The organism is Streptomyces sp. NPDC017676 (assembly GCF_044329325.1).
In the GTDB taxonomy this organism is placed as follows: Bacteria; Actinomycetota; Actinomycetes; order Streptomycetales; family Streptomycetaceae; genus Streptomyces.
This window is the reverse complement of record NZ_JBIRJA010000018.1, coordinates 155,464-182,434: the sequence shown is the minus strand read 5'-3', so window position 1 is coordinate 182,434 and position 26,971 is coordinate 155,464. Positions and strand designations below refer to the sequence as shown.

The 26,971-nt window shown below is 69.5% G+C and carries 26 protein-coding genes and 5 pseudogenes; 19 read left to right on the top strand and 12 right to left on the bottom strand.

All coding sequences use genetic code 11. The features are described 5' to 3' along the window. The first annotated feature begins 239 nt into the window (after positions 1 to 239). Both ACH4LD_RS33520 and ACH4LD_RS33515 read left to right on the top strand, forming a co-directional pair. Entirely contained in the window at positions 240 to 659 is a 420-nt protein-coding gene (locus ACH4LD_RS33520; RefSeq protein ID WP_398057796.1) for an ester cyclase, read from the top strand. A 462-nt stretch (positions 660 to 1,121) separates the two neighbouring features. Then, on the top strand, positions 1,122 to 1,295 hold the full coding sequence (locus tag ACH4LD_RS33515) for a hypothetical protein (protein WP_398057797.1): 174 nt from the start codon (positions 1,122 to 1,124) through the stop codon (positions 1,293 to 1,295). 128 nt (positions 1,296 to 1,423) lie between these two features. Here ACH4LD_RS33515 and ACH4LD_RS33510 read toward each other — a convergent pair whose 3' ends face one another. Continuing rightward, on the bottom strand, positions 1,424 to 2,575 hold the full coding sequence (locus tag ACH4LD_RS33510; protein ID WP_398057798.1) for a TDT family transporter: 1,152 nt from the start codon (positions 2,573 to 2,575) through the stop codon (positions 1,424 to 1,426). A gap of 490 nt (positions 2,576 to 3,065) precedes the next feature. Between ACH4LD_RS33510 and ACH4LD_RS33505 the strand changes: the two genes are divergently transcribed. The 4 genes and pseudogenes from ACH4LD_RS33505 (at position 3,066) to ACH4LD_RS33490 (ending at position 6,905) form a co-directional block, all read left to right on the top strand. After that, positions 3,066 to 4,214 carry a hypothetical protein gene (locus tag ACH4LD_RS33505; protein WP_398057799.1) on the top strand — a complete coding sequence of 383 codons (1,149 nt, stop codon included), beginning with the start codon at positions 3,066 to 3,068 and terminating at the stop codon, positions 4,212 to 4,214. Positions 4,215 to 4,655: 441 nt separating this feature from the next. Beyond that, positions 4,656 to 4,967, top strand: a pseudogene (locus ACH4LD_RS33500) (1-deoxy-D-xylulose-5-phosphate synthase N-terminal domain-containing protein); the annotation flags it as partial. 49 nt (positions 4,968 to 5,016) lie between these two features. Continuing rightward, on the top strand, positions 5,017 to 5,337 hold the full coding sequence (locus ACH4LD_RS33495) for a transketolase C-terminal domain-containing protein (RefSeq protein ID WP_398057800.1): 321 nt from the start codon (positions 5,017 to 5,019) through the stop codon (positions 5,335 to 5,337). Between the two features lie 44 nt (positions 5,338 to 5,381). Next, the gene (locus ACH4LD_RS33490) at positions 5,382 to 6,905 is read left to right on the top strand and encodes a DUF488 family protein (RefSeq protein ID WP_398057801.1); all 1,524 of its coding nucleotides are present in this window, start codon (positions 5,382 to 5,384) and stop codon (positions 6,903 to 6,905) included. Between the two features lie 71 nt (positions 6,906 to 6,976). On the opposite strand, the gene ACH4LD_RS33485 is transcribed toward ACH4LD_RS33490, so the two are convergent. Then, complete coding sequence (locus tag ACH4LD_RS33485) at positions 6,977 to 7,996, bottom strand: GlxA family transcriptional regulator (RefSeq protein ID WP_398057802.1); 1,020 nt, start codon at positions 7,994 to 7,996, stop codon at positions 6,977 to 6,979. 393 nt (positions 7,997 to 8,389) lie between these two features. Continuing rightward, the gene (locus tag ACH4LD_RS33480) at positions 8,390 to 9,031 is read right to left on the bottom strand and encodes a TetR/AcrR family transcriptional regulator (RefSeq protein ID WP_398057803.1); all 642 of its coding nucleotides are present in this window, start codon (positions 9,029 to 9,031) and stop codon (positions 8,390 to 8,392) included. A gap of 54 nt (positions 9,032 to 9,085) precedes the next feature. Here ACH4LD_RS33480 and ACH4LD_RS33475 point away from each other — a divergent pair, with 54 nt between their 5' ends. Together ACH4LD_RS33475 and ACH4LD_RS33470 are read left to right on the top strand one after the other, a co-directional pair. After that, positions 9,086 to 9,247 (top strand): hypothetical protein, encoded by a 162-nt coding sequence (locus ACH4LD_RS33475; protein ID WP_398057804.1) that lies wholly within the window; start codon positions 9,086 to 9,088, stop codon positions 9,245 to 9,247. A gap of 595 nt (positions 9,248 to 9,842) precedes the next feature. Beyond that, positions 9,843 to 10,184 carry a hypothetical protein gene (locus tag ACH4LD_RS33470; RefSeq protein WP_398057805.1) on the top strand — a complete coding sequence of 114 codons (342 nt, stop codon included), beginning with the start codon at positions 9,843 to 9,845 and terminating at the stop codon, positions 10,182 to 10,184. A 64-nt stretch (positions 10,185 to 10,248) separates the two neighbouring features. On the opposite strand, the pseudogene ACH4LD_RS33465 reads toward ACH4LD_RS33470, so the two are convergent. After that, positions 10,249 to 10,494: pseudogene (locus ACH4LD_RS33465) on the bottom strand (hypothetical protein); the annotation flags it as partial. A gap of 39 nt (positions 10,495 to 10,533) precedes the next feature. Further along, complete coding sequence (locus ACH4LD_RS33460) at positions 10,534 to 10,761, bottom strand: hypothetical protein (RefSeq protein WP_398057806.1); 228 nt, start codon at positions 10,759 to 10,761, stop codon at positions 10,534 to 10,536. Between the two features lie 447 nt (positions 10,762 to 11,208). Between ACH4LD_RS33460 and ACH4LD_RS33455 the strand changes: the two genes are divergently transcribed. Both ACH4LD_RS33455 and ACH4LD_RS33450 read left to right on the top strand, forming a co-directional pair. Next, complete coding sequence (locus tag ACH4LD_RS33455) at positions 11,209 to 11,400, top strand: hypothetical protein (protein WP_398057807.1); 192 nt, start codon at positions 11,209 to 11,211, stop codon at positions 11,398 to 11,400. Positions 11,401 to 11,416: 16 nt separating this feature from the next. Further along, positions 11,417 to 11,539: a hypothetical protein gene (locus tag ACH4LD_RS33450; protein WP_398057808.1), complete on the top strand. Its 123-nt coding sequence runs from the start codon at positions 11,417 to 11,419 to the stop codon at positions 11,537 to 11,539. Between the two features lie 328 nt (positions 11,540 to 11,867). On the opposite strand, the gene ACH4LD_RS33445 is transcribed toward ACH4LD_RS33450, so the two are convergent. Continuing rightward, positions 11,868 to 12,410 carry a TetR/AcrR family transcriptional regulator gene (locus ACH4LD_RS33445; RefSeq protein WP_398057809.1) on the bottom strand — a complete coding sequence of 181 codons (543 nt, stop codon included), beginning with the start codon at positions 12,408 to 12,410 and terminating at the stop codon, positions 11,868 to 11,870. Positions 12,411 to 12,486: 76 nt separating this feature from the next. Between ACH4LD_RS33445 and ACH4LD_RS33440 the strand changes: the two genes are divergently transcribed. From ACH4LD_RS33440 to ACH4LD_RS33430, 3 genes are read left to right on the top strand one after another with little or no spacing between them, the layout of a single operon-like run. Then, entirely contained in the window at positions 12,487 to 13,536 is a 1,050-nt protein-coding gene (locus ACH4LD_RS33440; RefSeq protein WP_398057810.1) for an aldo/keto reductase, read from the top strand. Continuing rightward, the gene (locus tag ACH4LD_RS33435) at positions 13,533 to 14,249 is read left to right on the top strand and encodes a DUF998 domain-containing protein (RefSeq protein WP_398057811.1); all 717 of its coding nucleotides are present in this window, start codon (positions 13,533 to 13,535) and stop codon (positions 14,247 to 14,249) included. The genes ACH4LD_RS33440 and ACH4LD_RS33435 overlap by 4 nt, the downstream gene beginning before the upstream one ends. 10 nt (positions 14,250 to 14,259) lie before the next feature. Beyond that, complete coding sequence (locus ACH4LD_RS33430; protein WP_398057812.1) at positions 14,260 to 15,282, top strand: SDR family oxidoreductase; 1,023 nt, start codon at positions 14,260 to 14,262, stop codon at positions 15,280 to 15,282. Between the two features lie 357 nt (positions 15,283 to 15,639). On the opposite strand, the gene ACH4LD_RS33425 is transcribed toward ACH4LD_RS33430, so the two are convergent. Beyond that, positions 15,640 to 16,200 carry a DUF4240 domain-containing protein gene (locus tag ACH4LD_RS33425; RefSeq protein ID WP_398057813.1) on the bottom strand — a complete coding sequence of 187 codons (561 nt, stop codon included), beginning with the start codon at positions 16,198 to 16,200 and terminating at the stop codon, positions 15,640 to 15,642. A gap of 245 nt (positions 16,201 to 16,445) precedes the next feature. Between ACH4LD_RS33425 and coaD the strand changes: the two genes are divergently transcribed. After that, on the top strand, positions 16,446 to 16,853 hold the full coding sequence (gene coaD, locus ACH4LD_RS33420; RefSeq protein ID WP_398057814.1) for a pantetheine-phosphate adenylyltransferase: 408 nt from the start codon (positions 16,446 to 16,448) through the stop codon (positions 16,851 to 16,853). Positions 16,854 to 16,940: 87 nt separating this feature from the next. On the opposite strand, the pseudogene ACH4LD_RS33415 reads toward coaD, so the two are convergent. Next, positions 16,941 to 17,117, bottom strand: a pseudogene (locus ACH4LD_RS33415) (transposase); the annotation flags it as partial. 961 nt (positions 17,118 to 18,078) lie between these two features. Here ACH4LD_RS33415 and ACH4LD_RS33410 point away from each other — a divergent pair. After that, the gene (locus tag ACH4LD_RS33410) at positions 18,079 to 21,234 is read left to right on the top strand and encodes an NACHT domain-containing protein (protein ID WP_398057815.1); all 3,156 of its coding nucleotides are present in this window, start codon (positions 18,079 to 18,081) and stop codon (positions 21,232 to 21,234) included. Positions 21,235 to 21,461: 227 nt separating this feature from the next. Further along, the gene (locus ACH4LD_RS33405) at positions 21,462 to 21,995 is read left to right on the top strand and encodes an SMI1/KNR4 family protein (protein WP_398057816.1); all 534 of its coding nucleotides are present in this window, start codon (positions 21,462 to 21,464) and stop codon (positions 21,993 to 21,995) included. Positions 21,996 to 22,193: 198 nt separating this feature from the next. On the opposite strand, the gene ACH4LD_RS33400 is transcribed toward ACH4LD_RS33405, so the two are convergent. Both ACH4LD_RS33400 and ACH4LD_RS33395 read right to left on the bottom strand, forming a co-directional pair. Continuing rightward, positions 22,194 to 22,577, bottom strand: coding sequence for a fic family toxin-antitoxin system, toxin component (locus tag ACH4LD_RS33400; protein WP_398057817.1), 384 nt, complete (start codon positions 22,575 to 22,577; stop codon positions 22,194 to 22,196). Further along, complete coding sequence (locus tag ACH4LD_RS33395; RefSeq protein WP_398057818.1) at positions 22,574 to 22,867, bottom strand: DUF1778 domain-containing protein; 294 nt, start codon at positions 22,865 to 22,867, stop codon at positions 22,574 to 22,576. Before ACH4LD_RS33395 ends, ACH4LD_RS33400 begins: the two co-directional genes overlap by 4 nt. A gap of 179 nt (positions 22,868 to 23,046) precedes the next feature. Here ACH4LD_RS33395 and ACH4LD_RS33390 point away from each other — a divergent pair, with 179 nt between their 5' ends. Beyond that, positions 23,047 to 23,301, top strand: a complete 255-nt coding sequence (locus ACH4LD_RS33390) for an exonuclease domain-containing protein (RefSeq protein WP_398057820.1) — start codon at positions 23,047 to 23,049, stop codon at positions 23,299 to 23,301. 3 nt (positions 23,302 to 23,304) lie between these two features. Here the strand turns inward: ACH4LD_RS33390 and ACH4LD_RS33385 are convergent. Further along, positions 23,305 to 23,436 (bottom strand): annotated as a pseudogene (locus tag ACH4LD_RS33385) (IS5/IS1182 family transposase); the annotation flags it as partial. A gap of 72 nt (positions 23,437 to 23,508) precedes the next feature. Next, positions 23,509 to 24,726 carry an acyltransferase family protein gene (locus ACH4LD_RS33380; protein WP_398057925.1) on the bottom strand — a complete coding sequence of 406 codons (1,218 nt, stop codon included), beginning with the start codon at positions 24,724 to 24,726 and terminating at the stop codon, positions 23,509 to 23,511. A 387-nt stretch (positions 24,727 to 25,113) separates the two neighbouring features. Here ACH4LD_RS33380 and ACH4LD_RS33375 point away from each other — a divergent pair, with 387 nt between their 5' ends. Both ACH4LD_RS33375 and ACH4LD_RS33370 read left to right on the top strand, forming a co-directional pair. Further along, positions 25,114 to 25,707, top strand: coding sequence for an RICIN domain-containing protein (locus ACH4LD_RS33375; RefSeq protein WP_398057821.1), 594 nt, complete (start codon positions 25,114 to 25,116; stop codon positions 25,705 to 25,707). A 470-nt stretch (positions 25,708 to 26,177) separates the two neighbouring features. Continuing rightward, positions 26,178 to 26,843: pseudogene (locus ACH4LD_RS33370) on the top strand (2-phosphosulfolactate phosphatase); the annotation flags it as partial. Positions 26,844 to 26,971 lie beyond the last annotated feature (128 nt).

The window sequence follows — 26,971 nt, the reverse complement described above, 5'->3', positions numbered from 1 at the left end:
GCCGGTGGCATACGTGTGCCGGGCCCGGGTCTCTGCTGCGGCCCCGGTCGGCCGGGGAGCGGGCTGGGCCATTGCGGTGGGACGCGCGGCAGGCGCCCGGCGAGTACGCGGCAGTCGCCCGGCGAGTACGCGGACCGACGGACCCCGCCTCCCCGCCACCCCGCCTTCCCGCACCCGCGGGTGCCCGGCGAAGTCCGGCCGCTTTGGACCGGTGGCCTACTCGGCGCAGGAGGAGCGCTATGTCGAGACAGACGAACATCGCCGCCCAGACCGCCTTCGCAGAGGCCGTCATGTCCGGGAACCTCGACGCCCTGGACAGCGTCGTGGCGCCCGGTTCGATCGACCACGACCCCGCCCCCGGCCAGGGGCCCGGGCCCGCGGGGTACAAGGCGATGTTCGGCGAACTCCGCGCCGCCTTCCCGGACGTGAACGTGGCGGTGGAACACCTCGTGGCCACCGATGACGAGCTGGCCTTCGCCTACACCATCAGCGGAACACACCTCGGACCGCTGATGGGGCACCCGCCCACCGGCAGGAAGGTGAGCTACCGGGGCATGCAGATCAGCCGCTTCGACAGTGACGGGAGGCTCGTCGAACGCTGGGGCAGCAGTGACGAACTCGGCATGCTGCGGCAACTGGGTCTCACCGGGACCGGGTGACACCGCGGAGGAACACGCCGCGCCGGAAGCCGCCCACGCCGCCGCGGCGGGCCCCGGGAGGCCGTCGGTGCCACGGCGTGCCGGGGCCCGGTGATCAGGCCCGGCCGCTCAGGGCGAAGACCTTCGCGTTGCTCACCGCCCGTCGAGGAGACCGACTCCGCCGTCCGCTTCGGTCGACGGACAGGGCACCGTGCCAGATCCGCACGGTCCGCCCGTCCGCCGACCCGCTGACGTGGCAACCGAGGTGAGTCCGGGCGCCGGCAACTGGCCGGCCGGGAAGCTCCAGCCTTTGCCGTCCAGGTTCCCCTGCTGCTTGGCGTCCGCGGTGGACACACCGTCGGTGTCGTACTGGCCGCTCAGGTCCTGCGCGCAGGAGGATCCCGAAACGGTGCACGGGACGGGCATCATGCCCCACCACCCGGCTTCCCGTACCGCTACCTGCGAGTACTGGCCGGACAGCGCGTGTGGGAGGGGCCCTCCCGCACCAGCCGGACGCAGGCCGAGCAGTACCTCGACCAGCTCCCCGCAGGGCCGCTGCCGGCCGACGTCCACCGGCTGGTGCACGCCTACACCGACCACAACGTCATACGGGTCCGGGGCGCGCTCACGACGGTGTCCCGGGCCGACGGGCTGTGACCAACCCGCCGCTCGACGGCACCCCGCCGGAAACGGACCTGGCGATGGGGGGCATTGCGGCGGCGCAGGGAGTGATCTCGTCGCGGGCGAACGAGCAGGGATCGCCGGGCGGCGGCGGGCGGCGGCGTTCACGTCCGGGCTTTCCTGCGGCCGGTGTGTCCGGCGGCGTGGTGCAGCGAACGCCACGCCACCACCGTCCAGGCCGCCGCGAGCAGGACGTAAAGCACGACCGCTGTCCAGACGAGGGGCTGCGACCCGGTGCGGGTGGCCAACGCGCTCGTGCCGGTGACGCAGGCGCCCAGTGGGAAGATGAAGGCCCACCAGGTCGGCGCGAAGGGAAGTCCCGAGCGCAACTGCCGTACGGTCAGCGCCGTGGCGAGCACCAGCCACAGCATCGCGAAGCCCCACAGCCCGAGCCCCCCGAGCAGTGCGAAGGCCGCCGCGCCCCGTGCGTACGACCCGGACAACGCGCTCGGCGCCGCCGCGGCGAGGGTGCCCATCGCCGTCACCGCCTGGTCGACGGCGCCCAGACCGATCCACACCGTGGGCACCACCGCTCCCGTGGGTGCGTCGTGGTGGACCAGGCGGCTGAAGACCATGGCCAGTACCAGCAGCACCGCCACCAGGCCGAGCCCGAGCATCGCATAGCAGCCGAGCAGCAGCGCCAGCCGCGGCTGGCCGGTGGGTGCGTGCGGGACGAGCAGTGCGCCCGTCGCGGCGGAGACCAGGGGCGGCACCACCGGCATCAGCCAGCCGCCGAACGCCGCGTCCGGCCCGAAGCGGTGCCGGGTGACCATCACGTACGGCACCACGCAGGCCGCGGCCAGGCCGAGTGCGGTGCCCAGTGACCACAGCACCCAGTCGACGGTCAGGGCCGTCCGCGCCCCGATCACCGGTCCGCCGAACAGCAGCGCGCCCGAGCCCACCGTGAGCAGTGCCATCGGCGGGGCCCCGAGGAACGGCGCCAGCACCGGATCGGTGACGTGCGCCCGCAGCGCCCGCTGCCCGAGGTACTGGGCCGCGAGGACGACCAGCAGCACCGCGGCCCCCGCCCAGACCACCGTGGCCGCGTCATGCAGCCAGGGAGCGCTCCGCGGCAACGTGACCGCGGCGTTGGCGACGATGCCGGTGCCCATGACCGCGGCGAACCAGCTGGGGCCCAGGTGCGGGCGTCGCGTCCCGCCGGCCGCCGGCAGCCGGGACGGTGCGTGGGTGGTCTGCGGGGCCCCCGAGCCGCTCCGGGGCAGGAGGGACGGGGTGTCGCTGGGATGGGATGTCACGGCGGAGAACGCTTCTTTCCTCTGATCGGGAATCACCGTCGGCGATCGGCACACCGGCACCCCGGCCCGACACCACACGGGCCGCGGCCGCAGCCGTCGGCTCGCTGGCCCTACGACGTTACGGTGACGTGCGCCCGCCGCCGCACCACTCCGCGTGCCATGGCACCCTCACATCAGGACATCCGGCCCCCGCTCCCGGCGGACGCCGCGTCCACCGGCACGGCACGGCCCAGGGGCACGTCCCGATGTGACGCCTCCCCGGCATTCTTGGGCCCCGGCGCCGTTCCGGCGCTGCCGTAGCGTCGGTGGTGCCACACGGTCAGCGATGCGCGCACCCCATGGGCCATCGACGAGCGGCAGGCGGAGGACGCCCTGCGGGACTACCGGGAGCGCCTGGAACGGGCCTTCGCCGAGACCCGGGCCCTGCCGGCGGCCGGTTCCCCCCAGGCCCGCCACCCCCACGGGCTGCGAGGACGGCACCGCCGCGCGCGTGCCGACGGCGATCACGGAGGCCACCGCCCGGCACGTCATCGCCTCCCAGACCGGGCAGCCCGCGGACTTCACCGTCCACCCGCGCGTCCTGCCGCAGCTCCGCAGGCGCACCACGATGCTGGACACCGGAACCGTCGACTGGGCCACCGCGGAGATCCTGGCTATCGGCTCGCTGCTGATGGAGGGGGTTCCGGTGCGGCCGGCCGGTCAGGACTCCCGTCGCGGCACCTTCGGCCAGCGCCACGCGGTGCTCACCGACCGCCGCACCGGAGCGGAGCACACCCCGCTGAACGGGCTCGGCGCGGGCACCGCGGACTTCACCCCCTACGACTCGATGCTGTCCGAGCTGGCGGCCCTGGCCTTCGAGTACGGCTATTCGCTGGAGCGGCCCGACGCCCTGGTGCTGTGGGAGGCCCAGTTCGGCGACTTCGCCAACGGCGCGCAGAGCGTCGTCGACGAGTACATCGCGTCGTCGGAACAGAAGTGGGGAGAACGTTCCGGGATCACGCTGCTGCCCCACGGCCTGGAGGGGCAGGGTCCGGACCACTCCTCGGGCAGGATCGAGCGGTTCCTCCAGCTGTGCGCGCAGGGGAACATGACCGTCGCCGTCCCGACGCTGCCCGGCAACTGCTTCCACCTGCTCAGGCAGCAGGCGCTCACCGGGCGCAGGAGGCCGCTGGTGGTGTTCACCCCCAAGTCGATGCTGCGGCTGAAGGAGGCCACGTCCGGGCTGACGGACTTCACCGGGGGCTCCTTCCGTCCGGTCCTGCCCGACGGAGCGGTCGACGGCGCCGGGGTCCGGTGCGTGCTGCTGTGCTCGGGGAAGGTCTTCTACGACCTGGATGCGTACCGGCGGAACGCCGGCCTGCGGGACACTGCGATCGTCCGGCTTGAGCGCCTGTACTCCTTCCCGGACGCCGAACTCGCCGCGGAACTCGCCCGCTTCCCTCGTGACACCGAGGTGCGGTGGGTGCAGGAGGAGGCCGGCGACCAGGGCGCGTGGTCCTTCGTGAGGCCGCACGTGGAGCGGTGTGCGGACCGCTCCCTGGAACTGGTGGGCCGACCGTCCGCCTCGGCCCCCGCGGTGGGCTCCAGCAGGCGGCATGCCGCCGAGCAGAAGGAGCTCGTGGAGGCAGCCTTCCGCTGACGGCCCCCGGCCCGCCCCGGTGGATCGTGTGGGCTTCCGTCCGCACCGGGGCGGGGACGTGGCGCAAAGGTGGTCCCGCAGGCGGGCCCTCGCGGGGGCGGCCTGGGAGCCGCTGAGTGCTGGGATCCTGCGCTGTCGTCTTCAGGGGTGAGGAGGGGCACCACGCCGGTGTCCGCGTGCACGCGTTGGTCTTGGTCATGTGTGCGCTGCGGATTGGTGTCGTCTGGCGGGATCCCGCGGAAACCGCGGGCATGAGGCCCTCGCCGGGAAACGGTAAGTCAGTCGCCCAGGACCCGCTCCCACAACAGCCCGTCCTGCCGGCTCCCGTCAAGAAGGATCAAGGAGCGCCCGATGCCGTACGGGCTGAACCCGTTGCGGCGCAGCACCCGTCGCGACGGCAGATTCTCCAGATCGGTGGACGCCTCGGCGCGGTGCAATCCCCTGGCACTGCACCGGGTCTTCGACTCCCCGCGTGACCGGTTGCTGTGGGACGTCGGGCACCAGGCGTACGTCCACAGGATCGTGACGGGGCGGGCCGGTGAGTTCACCGGCCCGCGGCGGCGCGGCAGTCTGTCCGGATACCCCAGCCGGGAGGAGTCCGCGCACGACCACATCGAGCACTCCCACGCGTCGGCTGCCCTGTCCTACGCCGACGGCATGGCCAAAGCCGGAGCGTTCGCGGGAGAGACGGACCGGCACATCGTCGCCGTGGTGGGCGACGGAGCCCTGACCGGCAGGCTGGCCTGGGAGGCTCGGGGCTGTGTGCCCAGGACGGGGTCGAGGTCACCGTGGTGGACCCGCTGTGGGTCAGCCGCTTCCCGGTGAACTGACCGTCCTCGCCGCCGGTCACGCGCTGGTCGTCACGGTCGAGGACGGCCTGCGCCACGGGGGAGGGGGTACCGCCGTGGGCCAGGCCCTGCAGGAGGCCGGCGTTCGCACTCCGGTGCGTGCCCTGGGCGTGGCCGACGGGTTTCCCCGGCAGGCCGGCCGTGCCGAGATTCTCGCGGAGGCGGGTCTGGCAGCCCAGGCCGTTGCGCACACCATCACTCAGGTCCTCGCGGGGGCTGCTGCCGCGGCGGTGCCGGACGGTGCCCGAACCGTCTCAGCGCCCGAAAGACAATGAAATGTACATATCGTAAAATGTTCTGCCATAGAGGCGGAGGATGCGTGACAGCCAAGATCATCTGCCGTGGAATCGACGAGCAGACGCCGTCCGAGGACGGCGTGCGTGTGCTTGTCGACCTGGTCTGGCCGCAGGGCGCGCGCCGGGATGGCGCGCCGCTCGACGCGTGGGTGCCGGACGTCGCACCGTCCGTCGAACTGCAGCGCTGGTACGGCCGTAACCCCCTGCAATTCGGTGAGTTCCGCCGCCGCTACCTGACCGAACTGGGCGACCAACGGCACCAGCACGCGGCTGCCCGACTGGGGGACCTGGCCGAACGCGGCGGCCTCACCCTGCTGACCGCCGCCCAGGACACAGCCCACAGCCATGCCGCGGTCCTCGCCGAATGGCTCACCGGCTCCGGCCCCCGCGATGAACGGCGTCCGGATGCCGAGCCTCCCACGCCCCGAGGTACCGGGTCCGGTCTCCGGCCGACCGGTTGGCGCGCGGGCTTCTCCGCCGCGGTGGCCGACCTCAACGCGGGTGCGCTCGCATTCGTCATGGGCACCGGCATCGTCTCCACGGCCCTGTACGTCATCGGCGCCGGCACCGCCTCCGCGGCACTGCTGTGGGTGGCGCTGGCCGGATTCGCCGTACTCGTGCCGGCCTACGGCTGGCGGCTGCTGCGGAGGCGGGAGCGGTTCGTCGCGGATCTCCTCGGGCCGCGCGCCTTCGCGTTCCTCACCCTGGCCATCTCCTCCAACGTGCTGGCCGCGCGCCTCGTGCCGGACGGCCACACCGCGGTCGCCGGTGCCTTCCTGGCGTTCGGGACGCTGGCGTGGGTGGTGCTGGACTACGGCATTCCGATCGCGCTCATCACCACCCTGAAACGGGGGCCCTCGTTCGACCAGGTGAACGGTACCTGGTTCCTGTGGGCGGTGGGATCGGAGTCGGTGGCGGTCGCGGCGGCCTCGCTGGCTCGGGTGACCCCGGGCCACGTACTGCCCGTGCTGGCGGCGGTGTGCTGGTCCGTCGGCCTGATGCAGTACCTCTTGACCGCCGCGATCGTCCTGGCCCGGCTGCTGGCCCGGCCGGTCCAGCCAGAAGGCCTGATGACGTCCGTCTGGATCTTCATGGGGGCGGCGGCGATCGCCGTGCTCGCCGCGGTGCGGCTGATCGCGCTCCCGCCCGGCGGCGCCGTGCTGTCGCGCCCGCTCCTCGTCGGGTCGTCCGTCGTCCTGTGGTCGTTCTCCAGCTGGCTCATCCCTCTCCTGCTGGCCCTGGGCGTATGGCGGCACGCCCTGCGCCGCATTCCGCTGCGCTACGAGCTCGGCTGGTGGAACCTCGTCTTCCCGGTCGGCATGTACGCGGTCGCCACGCACGAGTTGGGACGTGCCACGGGAACCTCGTGGATGACGGGTGTGGGCCGCTGGGAGGTCTGGATCGCCGCCGCGTTCTGGGCCGTCGTGTTCGCCGCCATGGTGGGCGCCAAGCTCTGGCTCCGCCGCGCGACCGTACGCGATCGCGCCCAGGGGCAGGCGGCCCACCCGCAGGACACGGATTCGACGCGGTCCCGGACGCTGCCGTAGACCGTGAGACGAGGTGGTCTCGCGGGTTCCAGTCGGACAGCCCCGACGCCGTCCGTGCACGGACGCCTGGACTACGCCGGGTCCGCCGCGGAGGTGCGGTCGCCGGCGCCCAGGCCGGTCGTCCGGAAACCGGCCCGGAACGCGGCCGGTGTCACGCCCAGGTGGCGTACGAAGGCCCTGCGGAGCGACTCGGGCGAGCCGAAACCCGTGCGCCGCGCGACGACCGCCATGGGGTCGTCACCGGTCTCCAGCATCGCCTGGGCGGCCTCCAGCCTGACCTGCTCCACGTACCGGCCGGGACTGGTGCCGACCTCTTCGTGGAACAGGCGCGTGATGTGCCGGACGCTGACGCCCGCCCTGCGGGCCACCGCCGTCACGGAGTGATTGGCTCCGGGGTCCTCCGCGACCGAGTCCAAGACCTCGCGGAGCGTCTCATGGCGCGGGTTCGGAACCCGGCAGCGGGCACTGAACTGCGACTGGCCACCGGGTCGCTGCATGAAGACGACCATGTCCTTGGCGACCGCGCGGGCGACCTCCGCCCCGTAGTGCTCCTCGACGAGGGCCAGGGACAGGTCGATCCCGGCGGTGACACCGGCGGACGTCATCATCTTCCCGTCGCGCACGAAAATGGCGTCCGGCTCGACGCGCACCGACGGGTACCGCCGGCCCAGTTCACGCGTCTGCCGCCAGTGGGTCGCCGCCCGCCGGCCGTCCAGGAGCCCCGCCGCGGCCAGCAGGAAGGCTCCCGTGCACACCGACGCCGTGCATCGGGCCCTGCCGCTCAGTCCCCGTACAGCGTCCAGCAACGCGTCGTCCTTGACCAGCGTCTCCCATTCCGGGCCACCCGGGATCACCAGGACGTCGCAGATCTCGTGCACGTCGTCGACCGACAGGTCGGCGGCGAGACGCGTCCCGGCGGCGGTGACCACATCCGCCCCGTCCTCGGACACGACCTGAACCCGGTATTCCCCACCCCAGTCGTTCGCAGAGGCGAAGACCTCGATGGGGCCCGTCACGTCGAGCAGCCGTACCCCCGGGAAGACGAACACCGTCACCGTGAGCGGACCCGCTCCAGGGTGCTTCCGATACATGGGGTACCTCCCGGCTGTGCGCCCCGCGGACTCTGGACGACGCGACGCGAGACGAGCCGCCGACCGGCGGACGACGGCTGTTCCTGACGGGGAACCCCCGTCATCGATCTTGCGGGACTGTCGCTCCCCGGTCTTCCGCCCGCAATCCTGCGCCCGCCCCGCACACCGATGCCACGACCTGCTTGCTCCCTGGTGGTAGGCCGTACCTCCCAGACAGCCCGGACCTCCTGTGCCTCCGCACACAGGGGCTGCTGACCGCACTGCGCAGAGCGCACTCGCCGGAGTCGGTCAGCAAGGTCAAAGCGGCCCTCCTCCAGCGCCTGGATCCTTGGCCGCCTCACCGCCTCACCGCCTCACCGCCTCACCGCCTCACCGCCTCACCGCCTCACCGCCTCACCGGCTCGCCCGGACGGCAGAGGCGGTCCGGGCCGGGGCTCCCTGGGAGTGGGCACCCAGCGGTGCAAGGCAGTCGGCCCAGAGCGGACCGAGCTGCGCCGTGTCGTTGTGGAGCTTGGCGAACAGTACCCGGCCCTCAAGCTGTGCCATCACCGATCGGGCGGCCACGCGGGTGTCCGAGACGTGCACCCGGCCCCGCTGCCGGGCATCGGCAACCACCGACTCGACCACGGCCAGCTGTGCTTCGAACACCTCCCGCAGGCGTACGCGGACGGCATCGGTCGAACCGCCCGTGGCCACCGCGGCGTTGGCGAACAGGGAGCCGGAGACCGTGCCGCAGACCCGCTGCCCCTCGCGCTGTCGGACCGTGGTGGCCTCGAACAGCGTCCGCAGCCGCACCAGGGGCGCCGTGCCAGGATCGAGAAGGCAACGCCATGTCCGCCACTGCGCGTCCCCATGTTCGTCGATCACGCTCAGCGTGAGTGCCTCTTCGGACGCGAAGAAGAAGTGGAAACGCCCCTTGGGCACTCCGGCCTTCCGGCAGATCTCCGCCAAACCCAGGGTGAAGTAGCCACGCTGATCGAGCAGCGAGTGGGCAGCGCGCAGGATCTTCTCTCGGGAATCACCGGCACTCTCCATGAGCGCAACTATACGACCGGTCGCCTAACCGTGCTCACGAGATGACGGCAGAGCGTGGAGGGCGAGCGGGGCCGAACGCCCCACCACGTGCTCGGTGCCCGGGCCGGCGACACGGAGGACATCGGCTACACCCAGACATTCCTGCCCGGGCTGAAGAACTTCTACCGCACGGCAGCACGGAACGGCCGCGCGGCGATCTTCACGGTCGATCAGTAGTCCAGGTCCGACGCGAGCCGGAAGCCGGGGCCCCCAAGGCCGTAAGAGTGCGGCCACTGCGAACCGTCAACGCCACCTGGGCGGTGGCGGCAAAGCGATACGGTCGAGGTGGCGGGCGCTGCCGCCCGGGAGGATCGCGACCATCGTCCTGGCCGTACTGCGGCGCGACCAGCGCCTGGCCGGCCGACATGGCCGGCGGCAACGACGTGTCCGCAACCAGCGCACGGCGCCGCCGCGATCAACTGCTCGGGCTGCTCGCTGTCTTGGCGACAACGCCGGGAGGAGTCCGGCCCCGCCAGTCGTCCGTGTCCCTGAAGAGGAAATGCCAGAGTGGTGGGGCGTCGAGACACCCGCAAGCGTCCCCTCCCCGCAGGGTCGTGGCCCGGACCGTCACACCCGGTGCGGCCCCATCATGGCGACGCCGAGACGTCAGCAGGCCGACATCTACAGCCTCCTCAGCACACGTGCTCCCGCTGCGGGCCGCGCGGCCGCCTGGGCCGGGGGCTCGGGGCGGGACCGGCTGGTGCTTCAATGGCCTGCGGCGCGCGGGCCGGGGAGGGTCCGGGCGAAGGGGAGGGGCTGCATGATGCGCAGGGTGGGCCAGTTGCTGGCCGGCGCGGTTCTGTTGGTCGCCGTTGCCGGATGCGGTAGCGACTCCGACGACGACAAGGGCGGGGGCGTGCCGTACGGGGCGCAGACGTGCTCGGACTATGTGGGGCGCCTGAGCGACGGTGAGCGCTGGGACGCGGCCGAGGAGCTGCTGATTCAGGCCAAGGGCATCGACGGCACCGACGGCGACCGTTCCCCGGCGACGAGCAGCATCGAGGCGTTCGAGCAGGCGCTGGGCGAGATGTGCGACCGGGGTTCCAGCGATGATCTGTTGGCCACGGTGGCCGACGAGCTGTACGCCTCGGATGCGGCGTTCTACAGCTACTGAGACGTGAGCAGCGCCCAGACGGACCGTCACGGTCGTCTGGGCGCGGACCAGCGGCAGGTGTCCGGGCCGCTTCCTGCCGCTGAGAGCGTGCGGCGATCACAGGGCGGATGCCCCGCCGCCAGAGCAGTCGCAGCCGGTATCCGTCGTGTCGTAACCGTGGTCCGCGAACAGCATGTCGCGTCTTCCCGGCACCGGTTGGGCGGACGGCGTCGCGTCTGGGCCGGCCGACGGCACGGGCCACGGCTGGGACCTTGTCCAGCAGCGGCATCAGCCGGGTGACGTCGTTGCGGTCGCCACCGGTCAGCTGAACACGTCATTCAGCACATGCTCGCCGAGCTACCGCACCGGCTCATTCACCGTCATGTTCCTCCGCCATCAGCTCGTCCAGCCGGTCCCGCAGCCCTTTCACCGCGGCCACCCCGAGATCGGATGCCCACGCGCCCCGGAGGCCGGCCCGGTCCACGCCCTCGACAACGCCTTGCAGAACGGCGAGGGACAGGCCAGCCCACTGCTCGGTGCACAGGTGGTCCGGTGGTGACACCGAGATGTGTGCGGGCTCTTCGGTCGCATGTGGCATAGCCGATCCTTCGTCTCGGGGGAGAGAGGCAGGTCTGTCCGTTCGCCCTGCTGAGGTGGGTTCGCTTCGAACCATACGGCCACCTCGTCAGCGCGGATCCGCGCCCCGCCCGTCGACGAGGCCGACAGGGACAGTTGACGGTGTGACGCCACGGATACTCCACCGAGACAACGTCAGGCGTTGGAAGTTGACGGCAACTCACCAACCACTGGGACCCTGACGGCGCGATGTGAGATGGTCCGCGAGTGACCGACGACACTCGTGCGGCAACGACCTCTCAACGACCGGAGGCCGAGTTACGTCCGCCCTGCGCTTCGCGACGGAACTCCTGGCGTGGGTGGCCACCCCCTGGGCCTTGGCCGACCACTCATGGCTGCTCGCCGTCGCGTCCGTGGTCGTTCTGATCGGCCTCCCTACGATTTTCTCGACCCCGGGGACAAGGCCAACGTGATCATCCCGGTGCCGGGCTGGGCCACGATCCTGCTGGTGCTGCTCCAGTTGGTCGCGGCCGTGGTCTCCTCGTGGGTGGCGTGGCCGCCTGGGCCCGCGGTCTGTGTGACCCTTCTGGCCGCCGTCACCCTGGTCACCGAGCGTCGGCGCCGGCGGTGGCTGCTGTCCGCCGATCGACTCGCCCACTGATCGACCCTTGAGATCAGTGCCGGCTGACGCGAGCAACACCTGCGACGCCGTGGACGAGGTCGTCGTAGCCGCGGACAGGTGGAGAACGGCCACCGATCTCATGCGGGCCTGCGAGTACCAGATGCCGCACGCCTCCTGATCGGGCTTCACCAGGGTCGTCGTCCTGTGCTCCGAGGTCGTCGAGCACCGCTGCTCCTGCACCCTGCATGGGGCGTCCGGTACGCCATCGACCCGGACGACGCCCGACGCCTGTGGACCCTGTCGCAGGAACTGCTCGCACCCGCCCGCCGAGAGGACCCACCGGTCCCTGAGGAGGACCCACCCCCCACTGAGAGGACCCACCGCCCGCTGAGGAGGACCCACCGGCCGACACCGCGGGCGCCCTTGCCTGATGCTCGCCCGGATCTGAAACCGTCAGCGGAGTTCCGGTACGCGACCTCTACCGCTGCGGCTGTGTGCGGAGGCCGTCACCGCCGCGGTGGTGTGCGCAGCCCGTCGAGGATGAGCGCGAGCATGCGGGGTGACCGGTCCTCGGGACCGGACGCGGCGCGCCACAGTGCGCCGGTGAGCTGGAGGAAGTCGCCGGGGTCGGCGTCCGTGCGGATGCTTCCGTCCTTCTTGCCGGCGTCGAGGAGCTCGGTGATCGCGGCGATGACCGGCTCGTAGCTCTGCTCGCTGATCGCCTGGTGCGCGCCGGGGCTGAGCGCGTCGCCGAGGCCGTGCTTCCGGCGCATCGCTTCGACTAGGTCGGTCGTCCAGTGGCGGAGCGCTTCGAGGGGCGGCATCTCGGCGAGCAGCCCCGGCACGCTGCCGACGATGCGGGTGACCTCGTCCTGGTAGACGGCGAGGGCGAGTGCTTCGCGGGTGGGGAAGTTGCGGTACAGGGTGCCCGGGCCGACACCGGCGCGCTGGGCGATCTGGTTCATCGACGCGCTGCCGTCCTCCGCGAGCGCTTCGCGGGCGGCCTGGAGGATGCGCGCCCTGTTCTCGCGAGCGTCTGAACGGACCACGGGACCTCACCTTGCTAAGCGGAGAGTTCTCCACTACGTTATGTGGAGACCTCTCCACTTACTTTAGAGGAGCATCATGCGGTACATCAAGCTGGGCACCACCGGCCTGGACGTGTCGCCGATCGCGATCGGCGCGATGACCTACGGCGAGCCCGACCGGGGCCACCCCGTCTGGTCGATGGGCGAGGAGGAGGCGCGCCCGCTCATCAAGCACGCGGTGGAGGCGGGGATCAACTTCTTCGACACCGCGAACATGTACTCGAACGGGTCCAGCGAGGAGATCCTGGGCCGCGCGCTCAAGGACTTCGCCGACCGCGACGCCGTGGTGATCGCCACGAAGCTGCGCCATCCGATGCGGTGGGGACCGAACGGACGGGGGCTGTCGCGTAAGGCGATCATGACCGAGGTCGACCATTCGCTGCGCCGCCTCGGTACCGACTACATCGACCTCTACCAGATTCACCGCAACGACCACGCGACCCCGTGGGAGGAGACGCTGGAGGCATTCAGCGACCTCGTGAAGTGCGGCAAGGTCCGCTACCTCGGCGCCTCCTCCATGCACGCCTGGGAGTTCGCGAAGGCGCTGCACCTGCAGAAGCAGCACGGCTGGGCGCGATTCGTGTCGATGCAGAACCACTACAACCTGCTCGCCCGTGAGGAGGAGCGGGAGATGATCCCGCTGTGCCTGGACGAGGGCGTCGGCACCATCATCTGGTCCCCGTTGGCCCGTGGCCGCCTCGCCCGGGCGTGGGACGACGCCCGCTCGACGGCGCGCTCGGAGACGGACGGCGCCTACGCGGACCTGCTCTACTCGCCCGAGCAGGAGGCGTCCAACCGCGCGATCATCGACGCGGTCGGCCAGGTGGCGGACGCTCACGGCGTCAGCCGTGCACAGGTCGCGCTCGCCTGGCTGCGCCGCCGGCCGGTCGTCACCGCGCCGCTGGTCGGCGCCGGCTCGATCCGGCAGATCGACGAGGCCGTGGCCTCCCTCGACCTTGAGCTCACCGACGACGAGGTGCGCGCCCTGGAGTCGCCGTACACGCCGCGGTACGACTGGCAGGGCGTCTCGGACGAGGCCGAACTGGAGGCCATCCGCCGGCGCGTCCCCGGCATGGCCCTTTCGTGAACCGCATCGTCCGCACCGGCCCGGCTGCCCGCGCCGGAGCCCTCCTCATCCTGCTCGGCCCGCTCCTGTCCTGGCTCGCCGAGTTCATCACCGCCGCGGCCTGGCGGGACCCGCCGTACTCGCCCTTCCACGACTGGGTCAGCCACCTCGGCCTGACCGGCCCGCGCCAGATCGCGTTCGGACAGGTCGCCGACTCCCCCCTCGGCGCCGTCATGGACACCGGCTGGGTGATCTACGGCATCTTCCTGATCATCGGCGCGTTCCTCGTGTTCGACCCACGCAAGGGAACCCGCCCGATCAGCATCCTGATCCTCGCCGTCCTCGCCGGCGTCGGGGTCTCGCTCGTCGGCGTCTTCCAGGGTTCCCGCACCAATGTCGACAACGGCCTGATCGTCTTCCACACCCTCGGCGCTCAGGGAGTCATGCTCGCCGGCAACATCATGGCGATCGCCGTCGGAGCCGGCGGAGCCCGCATCGGCCTCCCGAGGAGCCGGTCGATCGCGAGCATCGCACTCGGCACCGTCGGGCTGATCGCGTTCCCCCTCTTCATGGCCGACGTGTTCACGGGCTGGATGCGGAACATCGGCATGTTCGAGCGCGCCGTCATCTACCCGATCATGATCGGCCACGCCCTCCTCGGAAGCAGCCTGGCCGCCCAGCGACGTCATGCGACGTGCCGGCAGGCACCGCTCGAAGCACAAGTCTCGAACTGAGGAGACACACATGACACCGGTACTGGTCACCGGAGGCACAGGATTCATCGGCAGCTGGTGCGTCCTCACCCTGCTCGACGCCGGGCACACCGTACGCACCACGGTCCGCGACCCGCGGCGCGAGCCGGCTCTGCGCTCCTGGCTTCACGCAGCCCAGGCGTTCGAAGACGACCGCCTCACGGTCGTACGCGCCGACCTCAAGCACCCCGAGGGCTGGGACGAGGCCGTCGCCGACTGCGATGCCGTCCTCCACGTCGCCTCGCCGACCCTGCGCAGTAAACCGGCGAACGACGACGAGATGGTGGTCCCAGCGCGCGAAGGCGTCCTGCGGGTGCTGCGCGCCGCTCGCGACGCCGGCGTGCGCCGCGTCGTCCTGACGAGCGCCTTCGGAGCCGTCGGGATCGGGCATCCCCCGCGCTCGACCCCGTTCACCGAGGAGGACTGGACCGACATCGACAACGACATCCCGCCCTACCAGCGGTCCAAAACGCTCGCCGAGCGCGCCGCCTGGCAGTTCATCGAAGACGAAGGCGGCGGCCTGGAACTGGCGGCAGTTCATCCCGTGGGTGTCTTCGGACCACTGCTCGGCCCGGACGACCCACCCTCCCTGCGCCTTGTGCGCAGAATGCTCGAAGGACGGATTCCTGCGTGCCCTCCCTTCGGAATGGGCTACGTCGACGTGCGCGACGTGGCGGACCTGCATCTGCGCGCGATGACCCACCCGGCAGCCGCCGGCGAGCGCTTCCTCGCCGTCGCCGGGCACAGCCTGCGCCTCGTCGACGTCGCGCGCATTCTCCGTGACCGCCTGGGCGAGCGCGCCGCGAAGGCCCCGACCCGTGAACTGCCCGTGTGGCTCACTCGCGCGCTGGGCGTCGTGAACCCCGAACTGCGACTGCTGCGGCACCAGCTCGGCCGGGATCTCGACGCCACAAGCGCCAAGGCGGAACGCCTCCTGGGGTGGCGGGCACGTCCCATAGAGGACACCATCGCCGAGACCGCCGAAAGCCTCCTCGCCCACGGCATCGGGGAATGACCGGCTCGTAGTTGGACAGCGCGCAAGGGGTGAGGAGCCCGGACAACGGCCTCAGCGACGGGAACATGCCGTGGAAGCAGTGGGTCGCGGGCAGCCCGACCGCCTGACACCTCGACACGCTCCAGCCGGCCGAACCGGCATCTCTTCCCGCGGGCGGCGGCCGACACCGCATCGGCCACCGCCCGCGGCGCCAGGACACTCGAACAGCCCTCGGCCCGGGAGCCCCACCCTGGCGGCATCCTGCCCGCCCAAGGGGCCTCGGCTGGAACCGCGCAAGTCATCCGTGCCGCCCTAGCCTACTGTCTCCTGCTGAGGACCAGCGACGGCACGGGAAGCAGGGCAGTGGCGGGCGGCAGGCTACGACGTCTCCTTGAGGCAGAGGGCAGCCAGTCGGGGGAGCCGCCGACGCATCTCCTGGGCATCGTCGAAGTCGAAGTCTTCACCCATGTCGTGCTGCTCGTTACCCAGCCCGCTGAGTCGGCTGAGGTAGTGGTCGAAGGACGGATAGAAACCGTCCTCGCTCCCGGTGATCCGCCCATACACCGGCGGCCCTATGAACCCCATCTCCTCGTAGAAAACGGCCTCCTCGACGCCGCTTGCCATGGCCCGCCGCACGTCGGGGTGCTCGGCCAGGGCGTCGGGGCAGAGCGCAACGCGTTCGTACCACGAGCGGCCCAGAGCGATCAGGCCCGCTTTGAAGTCCATGAACCTGTCGTCCGAGCAACCGCCGCCGATGAGGTAGGCGGCCGCCCAGACGTCCCACCGGTCCACGACCGTGTCGAGCTGGTTGTAACAGGCATGGAAGGCGAGTACGTCTTCCGTGCCCCGCGCGGCCAGCAGCCGGATCAGGGCTTCGTGCAACGGTGCCTCGGCCGTACGCGCGGTCTCGATGAGCTGCCAGAACGTCTCGGTGTCCATGGCCGGTGACTGTGCCATGAGGCTCTGACATTGCCGCCTTTCCATCGTCCTTCGCTCTGCCGTGGCAAGCGACGTCCCGCGAGGCTGCGCTGTTGGGCGACTGGGATGTGCAGCACAGGGCGGCGGCGGTCCGGTTACCGCGTATCCCGAGCGGATCCAGCGTTCTCCCTGTCACGCTTGATCTTGGTGGTTGGCAGCCCTGGCACTTCGCCACCGGGGACGGCCGCTTGTTACTCTTCCCGATCATGCGAGCCCTGTTCCCAGGATCCTTCGACCCGGTCACTCAAGGGCACCAGGATGTACTCCGGCGTGCTGCCCTGCTGTTCGACGAGGTCGTCGTGTGCGTGATGTTCAATCCGAACAAGACCGGCCGCTTGCCCATCACGGAACGGCTGGACCGGCTCCGCGCGGCAGCAACCGATTTGAAGAACATCACGGTCGATTCCCACACCGGCGGCCTCTTGGTCGACTACTGCCGCCGGGTAGGAATCGATGTCGTCATCCGCGGAGTCCGCGGCGTTCGCGACCTGGACTACGAAATGCCGATGGCCCGGATGAACCACGAACTGGCCGGAGTCGAAACGTTCTTCATCGCCGCAGACCCCACCCTGGCCCACATCTCCTCCACCCTCGTCACCACGATGAGTCAATAGGAGCGGGTCCCGATTGATCATTCGAGCGAGCTTCTTCCAACAGGTGGGGGGCGGCAGCGAGGGTTCCCAAGACGTGTCCTGCCTGGGGAGGCGGACGAGCCGTTTGTAGCACGAGAGGGCTGCAACGAGGCCGAGGAATGCCAGGTAGTTGCGGGAATGGCGTTCGTAGCGGCGGTTGGGACGGCGATAGCCGGTCAGCCAGGACATCGTCCCCTCGATCACCCACCGGCGCCGTCCGAGCCGTTGCGATGACTCGACGCCCTGGGAGAGCGGGGAACGCGGGCTTGCGCGGTGCTCAGCCAGATGTCACGGCTGACCATCTCGCGGGTGTGCCTTCACCGGGACCTGGAATGCCAGCGGCGGCCGCCCGTGCTGCGGGGTGTCGCCTTGCAGTGATCGGACCGCTCGGGGCTCGGTCCCGGGAGCGGTGAAGAGGCAGTATTCGATCCATGCACTATTTCCGTAGCGGTCCGCGGCAGATGGTGCGCCCAGCCCGCCGCATCACTGATGCGGGAGCTACTGGCGTATCCAGGGGCGCCTGTCATCTCGCCGCCGTCATGGCATCGGCGGATGAAAAACGACGACATCGACTGGACCGCGTCGGTGGACTCCACCGTCGTCCGGGCCCATCAGCAGGCCGTCAGAGCAGCAGAAGAGGGCGGCCCGCTCTGGCGAACCGGCCGACCATGCGCTCAGACGCTCCTGCGTCCGGCTGCCACCGCCCCGCCGTACTGACGGTGAGCAGTATCCACGCCGTACGCCGAGCAGGACGGGTGCCAGAACCCGTCCGGGTGCGCAGTCGCACGCGCCCCGGCCGGACACGTCTGCTGGAGTAGCCTCTGCCCTCCGGCGCCTGCCCGGCAGCGCCGCAGGCCCCCGACGCTGACGATCCGGCGGGGATCGACTCGGAGGAAGTGGGCGCCGCCCCCGGTGCCCACCGGCGACAACACCGCCCCCAGGTTGCCCGAAGCCGGCATGGCGCCCCGGGCGGCCACCACCCATCCCTTCCCGCAGCCCCCCCGGCGCAACACCGCCGCCCTCCCCACTGCGGCTGCCTCAGCTCCGCCCGGGAGTATCCCCACGTGAAAGACCCCCCACGCAGCACCCTCGGTCGCCGGGAGGGGCCCGGAGCGGGGTCAGCGATGCCGCGAACGGAGGCTTCATCCAATGCAGTTGATGGGACACGCGGGGTCGACTCGACTACGCTCTGGCCGGAGGTGCAGATGTGGATGCCGGGACGGTAGCTCTGCGGTTGGGATCGGCGGCGATGACGCCGCTGGTGAGGAAACTGTTCCGCAATGATCAGCCCGGTGCGGGCCTGGTTGCCGAACCGGTGCGCATCGGGTCGCTGGTCTCCTTCCGGGGTGAGAAGCGTTCGCTGACCATCGGCGATCTGGAGAAGCTGGTGCGGCGGCTGCTGGAGCGAGCCGTCTCAGCCGCCGGACCTCATGACACTCCCGCGGTCGGCGAACACGAGGCCGTGGTCCGGTCCCTGGCACTCTCCCTGTACCGGCTCGGTGATCTGGAGATGGACGACGTCCAGGCCGTAGCACTGGGACCCGAGAAGCTGGCGGCCGCTCTGAGCGCAAGGCCGCACAACCTGCTGTCCTATGATGCCGAACAGCTCCACGACCAGCTACTCCAGGTCGCCTGCCTGCACATCATCGACTTCTTCACCAGGCGTTCCACATTCGTGGCCCGCACCCTGGTGGAGGAGGCCCGGCAGACCCGACGCTTGGTCGAGGCCGTCGACTCGCTCATTCAACGTCTCCCCACCCAGCGCACCGAGGACGCCGACTTCGAGGAGCGCTACCGGCGGCACCTCGTCCACCGGCACGGGCGCCTCACCATCTTCGGCATCGAGGTCGACGACGAATGGCCCCTGGACGACGCCTACTTGAGCCTGGAGACCGTGGACGGCAAGGCGCAGCAGGCGAACATCGAGGCCGCGGGCGAACATGGCCGCCCGGCCGCCCGACCAGAGCGGGCCGAGCGGGCCCTCGCGGGCCGGGGAAGGGTGTTGCTGCGCGGTGTCGCCGGGGCCGGCAAGACCACCTTGGTGCAGTGGCTAGCCGTTACCACCGCTGAATGTCGTCCGAGCAGAAACCTGGCCCACCTCTTCGGACGCGTCCCGTTCGTCCTGCCCTTGCGCTCCCTCACCCGTGCGGGACGCGAACTCCCCGTTCCGTCCGACTTCCTGACGGTGGTCGGATGCCCGCACACGGCACCGACTGGCTGGACCGAACGGGTCCTCACCGCCGGGCGCGCCCTGCTCCTGGTGGACGGCATCGACGAGGTACCGGAATCGCAGCGAGACGGCACACGCCGATGGTTGCGGAACCTGCTCCGCGAGTTCCCGGGCAACGTCTGGCTGGTGACCGCACGGCCCTCGGCGGTCCGGGAGAACTGGCTGGAGGCAGACGAGTTCCACGAACTGTCACTAGCGCCGATGAACGGTGAGGACGTCACCACCTTCATCAAGCGCTGGCACGTCGCGGCCGGGAGCGATCAGGAGGAGGCCGACCTTCTGATCACGGCCGTCCGCAGCAGGCAGGATCTCTCAAGACTGGCGAGCAACCCCTTGATGTGCGGCCTGATCTGCGCCCTGCACCGAACCAGCCGGGGCTTCCTGCCCCGGGGCCGCGAGGAGTTGTACGAGGCGGGTCTACGCATGCTGCTGGAACGGCGCGACCTGCAGCGGAGCATCGACGACGGCATGTGGATGGACTACAGGTCACAAGTCCTGCTTCTGGAAAGGCTGGCTTACTGGCTGATTCGCAACGGCCACTCCCAGATGGACCGGGAGGACGCCGTCGCCCTCATCGACCAGGTTCTGCCTGCTATGAACCGTGACGTGGTCACCTCTGCCTCCGCCGAGGAGGTCTATCGGCGTCTGCTGACCCGTTCGGGTCTGCTCCGTGAGCCCGCCGAGGGTGTGGTCGACTTCGTGCACCGCACCTTCCAGGACTATCTCGCGGCAAGGGCCGTCATCGAACACCGCGACTTCTCCCTCTTGGTCCGCAACGCCCACCTGGACCAGTGGGAGGACGTCGTCCGCATGGCCGTGGCACACGGTAGGCCCCATGAACGCAGGCGCCTACTCACCCAGTTGATCAAGCGCGGCGACAAGGTACGCCGACACCGTGTCAGGTTGCACCTTCTCGCCGCTGCCTGCCTGGAGCACGCCACCGAACTGGATCCGGAAGTGCGCCAGGAGGTGGAACTGCGCGCGGCAGCTCTTTTGCCGCCCAGGACCTACGACGAGGCGAAGGTGCTGGCCGAGGTGGGGCACGTGGCGCTGGAACTCTTACCGGGCCCAGAGGGGTTGACCGCCCGCGAGGCATCGGCCGTCGTCTACACGGCCACCCTGGTGGGAAGCGACGCCGCCCTGCCGAAGCTGGCCGAATTCCGCGACCACCCCTCCCCGAGCGTCAGCAACCTGATCCTCAGCGGATGGGGCGACTTCGACCACACCAGGTACCAGAAGGCCATCCTGTCCGGCCTGTCGCTGGAGGACAGACCGCACCTCCAGGTGCGCACGCATACCGAACTGACGGCTCTATCCCAATTCCCGCCCCATCCCTACCTGGCCCTGTTCGGACCCTTCACGGACGTAGAGATCACACAGGCGCTGCGCGACAAGCACATCAAGGAACTTTCCCTGAGTTGCGAGCGCCTCGACCACCTCGACTTTCTCAGGCGGTACCGCCACCTGGACCGCCTCGCCCTTATCGAGGGGCCCATGGTGACCGACCTTTCCCCCGTGGCGGAATTGCCCATCCACGAGCTGCTCCTGCGAAAATTGCCCGGGGTGAGCGACTACCGTTGTCTGAACGCGCTCACCGGTCTTCGTGACCTCTACGTGGGCGACGGAATGATCTGTCGTGACCTCGACGAACTGCCCACCGAGGTACCTATCGAGGACCTGGGCATTCCCAGCACCGTCACCGACCTCACGCCGCTTCGGGATGTCTGGCCAGGACTGACCGCCTTGCGCCTCCTTGAGTCGGACGACGTTCCACCGCCACCGCCGCCCCGCGGGCTGAGGACACTGGCCGACATGCCGTCGTTGACCACGCTGGTGGTCAGTGCCCGTCTGCTACGTGCCTTCGCCGTCGCAGGTACTCCGTTTCCTCGCGTCAAGTTGCTCCGGCTCATGGATACCGAGGACGGCCAGGATCTGGCGGAGGTGGCCACCGCCTTCCCAGGACTCGAAGAACTGGTTCTCTCGGCGAGCAAACGGCCGGCGACTGTGGACGTCACTCCGCTGCGCGAGATCGGTCCTCTCCGTTCCGTGGAGGCCCTGGGCACGGTGCGCCTGGTGAACGCGGATCGTGTCCACCAGGCACCAGTGCACCAGCCACCGGAGTCCCGGTACTGACTCATCGGAGAACCCCGACCGGGTGTTCGGCGTGCGCGGTACTCACTGTCGGTGTCGGCCGCCTTCAGGACGCGCGGGAGATGGACGTGAAGGCGTTCGACGTCGACCTGGCGGCCGCGGGCGCGCAGTTCGCGGGCAAGGAGTTCGGTGAGTCCGGATGCCCTTCTCCGGACTAAGCAATGATCTTGTGGCTGAGACCGGCGTGGCTGATCCGTAGGCTGCGTGCCATGGCGCGATTTGATGAGGTCATGGCGACGTTCTGGGATGAGGGCGATCACGGCGTCCAGCAGCCGCTGACGGACGAGATGGTGCGAGAGGCCGAGCGTGTGCTCGGTGTGACGCTGCCTTCGGCCCTGCTTGATCTTCTGCGGGTTCAGAACGGTGGCGTCGTGAAGGCTGATCATGACGCGTTCCCCACCAGCCGACCGACCTCGTGGAGCGAAGACCACGTTCCCTTCGACGGCCTGATGGGCATCGGGCGTCGCGATGGGATGACCTCGTTGCTCGACACTCCGTGCTTGGTTGAGGAGTGGGGTCTGCCGACACCCCTTGTGTTGCTCTCCGGCGATGGCCACTGCTGGATTGCGCTCGACTACCGCACCTGCGGGCGGGATGGCGAGCCCTCGGTCACGTGTTTCGAGACCGACCTCGACACGGAGCTCGTCCTGGCTGATGATTTCCGCTCGTTCGTCGAGGGCCTCACTGCGGGCGGCACCTATGGTGACGACTTTCCTGGGGGCCCCGTACCAACAACTTGTTGACCACGGCGTCCTCCAGGTCAAGGAATCGATCACGAGGCGGCCGTCTTCTGCACGCGGGGGAAGTGGACGTGCAGGTGCTCGGCTTCGACGTCACGGCCTTGTTCGCGGAATGCTCGGGCAAGGAGTTCTGTAAACGCTGCCGGTTTCGCGCCGCCGAGCCGGGCCCGCCCCGACGAGCAACCGCGAAGCCGAAAGGGGTCAGGCGGTCCAGGATCGCAGTTGGCGGCCGATCAGGCCGACTCCCAGGCTGCCGGATGCCGCATCGCGCACGAGTGAGACGGCCTCTTTGGGCGGGTAGCCGAGCCGGTGCCCGTTCAGGGCCAGGTAGGCCTCGGTGGAGTGCCAGGCGAACGCCTCGTTGGAGTGCTCCAGGCATGGCAGTCTCGCCAGTGTCTGGAGCAGCGCGGCTGCCTTGAGATACACCGAGCCGTAGATGTCGCGTTCCATCGCCCTGGCGTTGACCCGGCCGGCCGCTGCGTAGAGCGGCCCGTAGTCGTCCACCTGAGGATCACCGGGCAGCAGCTCTGCGGCGTGCAGCAGGAAGGCGACGTCCAGCGGGTGGAGCGGTTCGCTCGACGTCACGCGGCGTGACCCCGCTCCTGCTGCTTGTCAAGCTCACGTCGTGCGTGAAGCTCCGCCTCACGCTGCTGCCCACCGGAACCGGCTGCGCCGGCCTCCTCGGCGAACGCGTCACCGCTGTGCGACATCGACGCCCTGAACGCCTCAAGGAAGCGCTCCTCCACGGCGGTGGCCCGGGCGTAGGCAGCCGAAAGGATGTATTCCTGCAGGCTGACGCCCTCCTGCTTCGCAGCGGCCTCGATCGCGGCACGCTGCGCTGGATCGGGGAAACGCAAGTTCATGGCCTTCGTCATGGTACCGATGGTATCGCCGGTACCATTGCCTGGACAGCCCTCACGCCCAGGGACTGCTATCCGACGGGCCGCGATGCTTGACGACAGCCCGGCACTGACGGCCCCGAATGCGGCACCTGGCGCAGGCTTCCTTGCCGCCGTCGGCTACTTCACCCTCTCCGCCCTTTCCGATGACGGCGATGGACGGCAGGGGCCGCGTGCTGGTGAACGAGCTGCTCGATCCGCGTGAGCCGATCACAGCGGGGGCCAGCGACCTGCACGGCATCACCCGCGCTCACGTTGTCCGCGCTCCCTGTTTCGCCGACCTTCTGCCGGAGCTGACCGGTGGAGTGGCGGGGCGGCGCTGTGTCGCCTGCAACGTCCGCTTCGACTACGGCGTCCTGGCCCGGGAACTGCTGCGGCACCACGGCGACGCTTCGTCGGCGCGCACCTGACCGGATCCCGCACAACACCCGCCGGTCCGGCAACGGCTTCCGGCTCGGATACCGGAACCGGCGCTCCCGCCTCGGCAACAGCGGCTCGATCCGAGCCCACAACTCATCCGACACAATCCACGGTGATGTCCCCACGCACCTGCAAGGGCTTGACCCACCGCACGGACACGGCCGGCGGCGCCACCTCACGTCATCTGTTAGCCGTTGTCACGCACTCCTACCGGACCAGCGCCTCCGACCTCGCGCGATCAGAGATTTCCAGGATCTGTTCTGCTTGAAGGGCATCTCGAAGATTTGGGAGAAGAGCCACGCCCCGAGCACCGAAACCGGGAGGGCCAGGGCAAGCGTGAACCAGAATGTGGGCAGACCGGGAGACACGAAATGAGGGGCTACTCGGCGAATCACGGCCATGACGATCGGTAGATGGATCAAGTAGAGACTGTAGGAGAAGCTACCGAGACTCTGAATGGGGCGCGCGGTCAGGAGCTGAAGAAGGGGCGCGGGCCTGCCGGTGGCGATCGCGGCAAGCAGCATCGTCATGGCGGGAGCGATGGCGAGATCCACCCAGAAGTAGTGGTTCACGGTCCAAACGGAACCCTGGATGAGGCCGAGAGCCAGGACGGGGAGGGCAGCGAGTCCGGCGAACCATCCCCACGGCAGGCGTCGAACACGTTCCGACGCAACGACGACTCCTGCGCCGATCATGCCGGCAACGAACACGGGAGCGAGATGTGGAGCGAGCCAGTTGTTGCCCTCCACCGGAGATGCGTCAGCCGCCATCAGCCCGCGAGCGATCACCGGTAGTGTCACGCAGGCGATCAGCGCCGTCGCGCTCAGCCGCCGCCGCACGAACAGGAAAAGCGGGAAGAGGAGATACAGTTCGGCCTCCACTCCGATCGACCAGAAGGCGCCGTTCGGTGTGGGGGCGGTGAACACGTCCTGAGCAACGAGGCTGTACACCAGGATCGACGCGCCGGTCGGTCGTCCGTAATGCGAAGGCGACACCACGAACCAGGAAATGATCAGGCTCATGGCCAGTGCTGCCCAATACGGAGGCAGGATCCGCCAGGCCCTCCGGCGCAGGAACTCGCCGACGCCACCCGACCGCCAGTCGTGAAGCGCCGGGGAGATCGCCAGGGAGAAACCGGACAGCACCAGGAAGAAGACGACGGCGAGGCGCCCGAACTTGAGCCCGTCCAGCCACGCAGGCGCCGAACTGTTGGGATAGCCCGGGAAGGTGTACAACCAGCAGTGGAACAGCACCACATACAACGCCGCCAGTCCGCGGAGGCCATCCAGGCCCGGTACTTGCCGACGGACGCTTGCCCGGCTCGTTCTCTCCTCCCGTCCCGCTGGAGCGGCTCCATCGAGAGCACTGCTGACTGGACGGCTCGAATCCACTGAAATCGTTCGACCCCTTCTCATGGGCACCGTGTACCGCACGCCACCAGCGTCCCGGCGGTCGAGCGCACGATGCGTACCCGCGACCGGCGCGTGCCCGCCGACCCGTTTCCCTGGCAGTACGCCAGGCGGCACGGTGCCGCCCGCGGTGACTGGTACGTAACGTCCGGCCGGGCAGTTCAAAAGCCAAGCCGACATGTCCTCGTGTCGCAGGGCGGACCTGCGCTCGTGCGGAGGGGTTTCCATCCGGACCACAAGAACAAGCCAGGGGGAACGCCCCTCGGATCCGGTCCGCCCGTCGAGCGGTGATCAGCATCTATACCTCCGCGAGACACAACCGGCGTACCTCGTCGAGTAGTTACTTTCAGCCCTACTGCCCGAGGGATCTAGCAAACCGTCACTCAGCATTGGTTGAGTACTTCCAGTGACGCCAACACAATCCAACGTAAGGAAACCTGTCATGCGCACAACAAGCATAAAAGGGCACTGACCGTCATCCTCACCGGCGCGCTGCTGGCGGTGGCCAGTCCCGTGGTCGCTCACGCACAGTCGTCGTCGCAGGGGAGTGAGCCGAAGTCGCCTGAGATCAAGACCGGGTATTCGCACCTGAAGAATCTCAAATCCGGCAAGTATCTGCAGGCCGCGAGCACCGCCAACGGTGCCAAGGTCACCCAGCAGACGTATGACGGTCCCAGCACCCTGCAGCAGTGGGACATCTACACGTTCGACGGCTACTACACGTTCGAGAACGTCGCCGCCGGCAGAAACCTCGGCGTCGACGGTGCCAGTACGTCGGCTGGGGCCGCGGCCATCATCGCAAACGGCTCCAGCGACCTCAACCAGGACTGGGCAGTGGACTGGACCGTCTACGACGGGGACTACTTCGCACTGAAGAACCGCAAGAGCGGTCTGTGCCTGGGCATTTCCGGCGCCAGCACCGCCAACGGCGCACAGGCTGCCCAGTTCAAGTGTGACGGGTCGGCCAACCAGGGCTGGCTCTGGTGACGTAGTGAGCCGACCGCCATGGGGCTTTGCCGACGCTGTCCAGTCGTGTGGACCAGTCGGCTCACTCCAGTGGAGTGGACCTCCCCGGTGAAAGCAAGAGACCTGCGCCTCGCCACCACAGGCGCGAGCACCCCCAGCGGTACGGCGGGCACCCGAATGCTTCGGCGTGTTCCCGGCTGAGGCGCTCCTGGCCCTGGCGTGAGCGGTTCCGGGCATGCGCCGCCGTGGTGCCCGGCCCTCCCTGGTCTGGGTACCACGGTTTGTTCCCGAGCCGGCGAACTGTGGACGGAACCGCCGCCGAGGGCTCGGGTCTCTCGCCAGGGCGAACAAGTCCGGCTGGCTCATGACCCGACTGTTGTCGGCCCCGGACCTGTCCCAGGCCGACCAACTCGCGCTGGGCTCCTTCGTCGACGCCAAGCCGTTTCGAATGGGGCCCCACCGGTGCTCAACGGCTTGCACCGGACGTCGCCTGCCTGGTGGTAGTCGACGTCCTGTCATGCACGACATCGGTGACGGTGGCCGTGGAATCGGGCACCCGGGTCTTCCCCTACGCCTGGCGCGACGACACCGCGCTCGCCTTTGCCCGCGACCAAGCCGCGGAACTGGTGGTGGGGCGACGGAAGACGACACCGGTCTCCCCCTGGTCGCTGTCACCGGCGGCCCTCCGCAGGGCTCCCTCCACCCCGCGGCTGGTCCTGCCGTCGCCCAACGGATCCGCCATCGCCGCCGCGGCCGGTGCCGCCACCGTGGTCGCCGGCTGCCTGCGCAACGCGACGGTCGTGGCCCGATGGCTCGCCTCCCACGGCTACGGAGTCCCCGAACGACCGGTCGGCGTGATCGCCGCAGGCGAGCGCTGGCCTGACGGAAGCCTGCGCCCTGCACTGGAAGACGCGTACGGAGCCGGTGCCATCATCGCCGAACTGTCCGAACGGTGCGCCGGCTTTCTGTCACCAGAGGCCGCCGCCGTACGCAGCTCCTTCTACGGCACCGCCGATGTTGCAGAGGCAGTGGCGGACAGCTTCTCCGGCCGGGAACTCGCCCAGGACGGATTCGCCGATGGCGTCGCGATCGCGACCGAGCTGGACACTGCCTCGGTCGTCCCCATTCTGACCGACGGAGCCTTCCAAAGCTGGTGACCAGCATGCGGCTGACCTGCGCCTAAAGCAGACCGAGCCCCGCAAGGCTTCCGGTGCCGCTTCGCGCCCGCCACGTCGGTCATGGCGGACGGTTCGCGACGTGATGACTCGGCCTCGCCGCGAGCGAC

What these genes read in the sequence shown, in the direction of transcription:
- ACH4LD_RS33520 (WP_398057796.1), top strand. Translation starts at nt 240, where the DNA reads ATGTCGAGACAGACGAACATCGCCGCCCAGACCGCCTTCGCAGAGGCC.
- ACH4LD_RS33390 (WP_398057820.1), top strand. Translation starts at nt 23,047, where the DNA reads ATGGACGGCAGGGGCCGCGTGCTGGTGAACGAGCTGCTCGATCCGCGT.
- ACH4LD_RS33380 (WP_398057925.1), bottom strand. Translation starts at nt 24,726, where the DNA reads ATGAGAAGGGGTCGAACGATTTCAGTGGATTCGAGCCGTCCAGTCAGC.
- ACH4LD_RS33480 (WP_398057803.1), bottom strand. Translation starts at nt 9,031, where the DNA reads ATGGAGAGTGCCGGTGATTCCCGAGAGAAGATCCTGCGCGCTGCCCAC.
- ACH4LD_RS33485 (WP_398057802.1), bottom strand. Translation starts at nt 7,996, where the DNA reads ATGTATCGGAAGCACCCTGGAGCGGGTCCGCTCACGGTGACGGTGTTC.
- ACH4LD_RS33405 (WP_398057816.1), top strand. Translation starts at nt 21,462, where the DNA reads ATGGCGCGATTTGATGAGGTCATGGCGACGTTCTGGGATGAGGGCGAT.
- ACH4LD_RS33425 (WP_398057813.1), bottom strand. Translation starts at nt 16,200, where the DNA reads ATGGACACCGAGACGTTCTGGCAGCTCATCGAGACCGCGCGTACGGCC.
- ACH4LD_RS33430 (WP_398057812.1), top strand. Translation starts at nt 14,260, where the DNA reads ATGACACCGGTACTGGTCACCGGAGGCACAGGATTCATCGGCAGCTGG.
- coaD (WP_398057814.1), top strand. Translation starts at nt 16,446, where the DNA reads ATGCGAGCCCTGTTCCCAGGATCCTTCGACCCGGTCACTCAAGGGCAC.
- ACH4LD_RS33460 (WP_398057806.1), bottom strand. Translation starts at nt 10,761, where the DNA reads ATGCCACATGCGACCGAAGAGCCCGCACACATCTCGGTGTCACCACCG.
- ACH4LD_RS33440 (WP_398057810.1), top strand. Translation starts at nt 12,487, where the DNA reads ATGCGGTACATCAAGCTGGGCACCACCGGCCTGGACGTGTCGCCGATC.
- ACH4LD_RS33395 (WP_398057818.1), bottom strand. Translation starts at nt 22,867, where the DNA reads ATGACGAAGGCCATGAACTTGCGTTTCCCCGATCCAGCGCAGCGTGCC.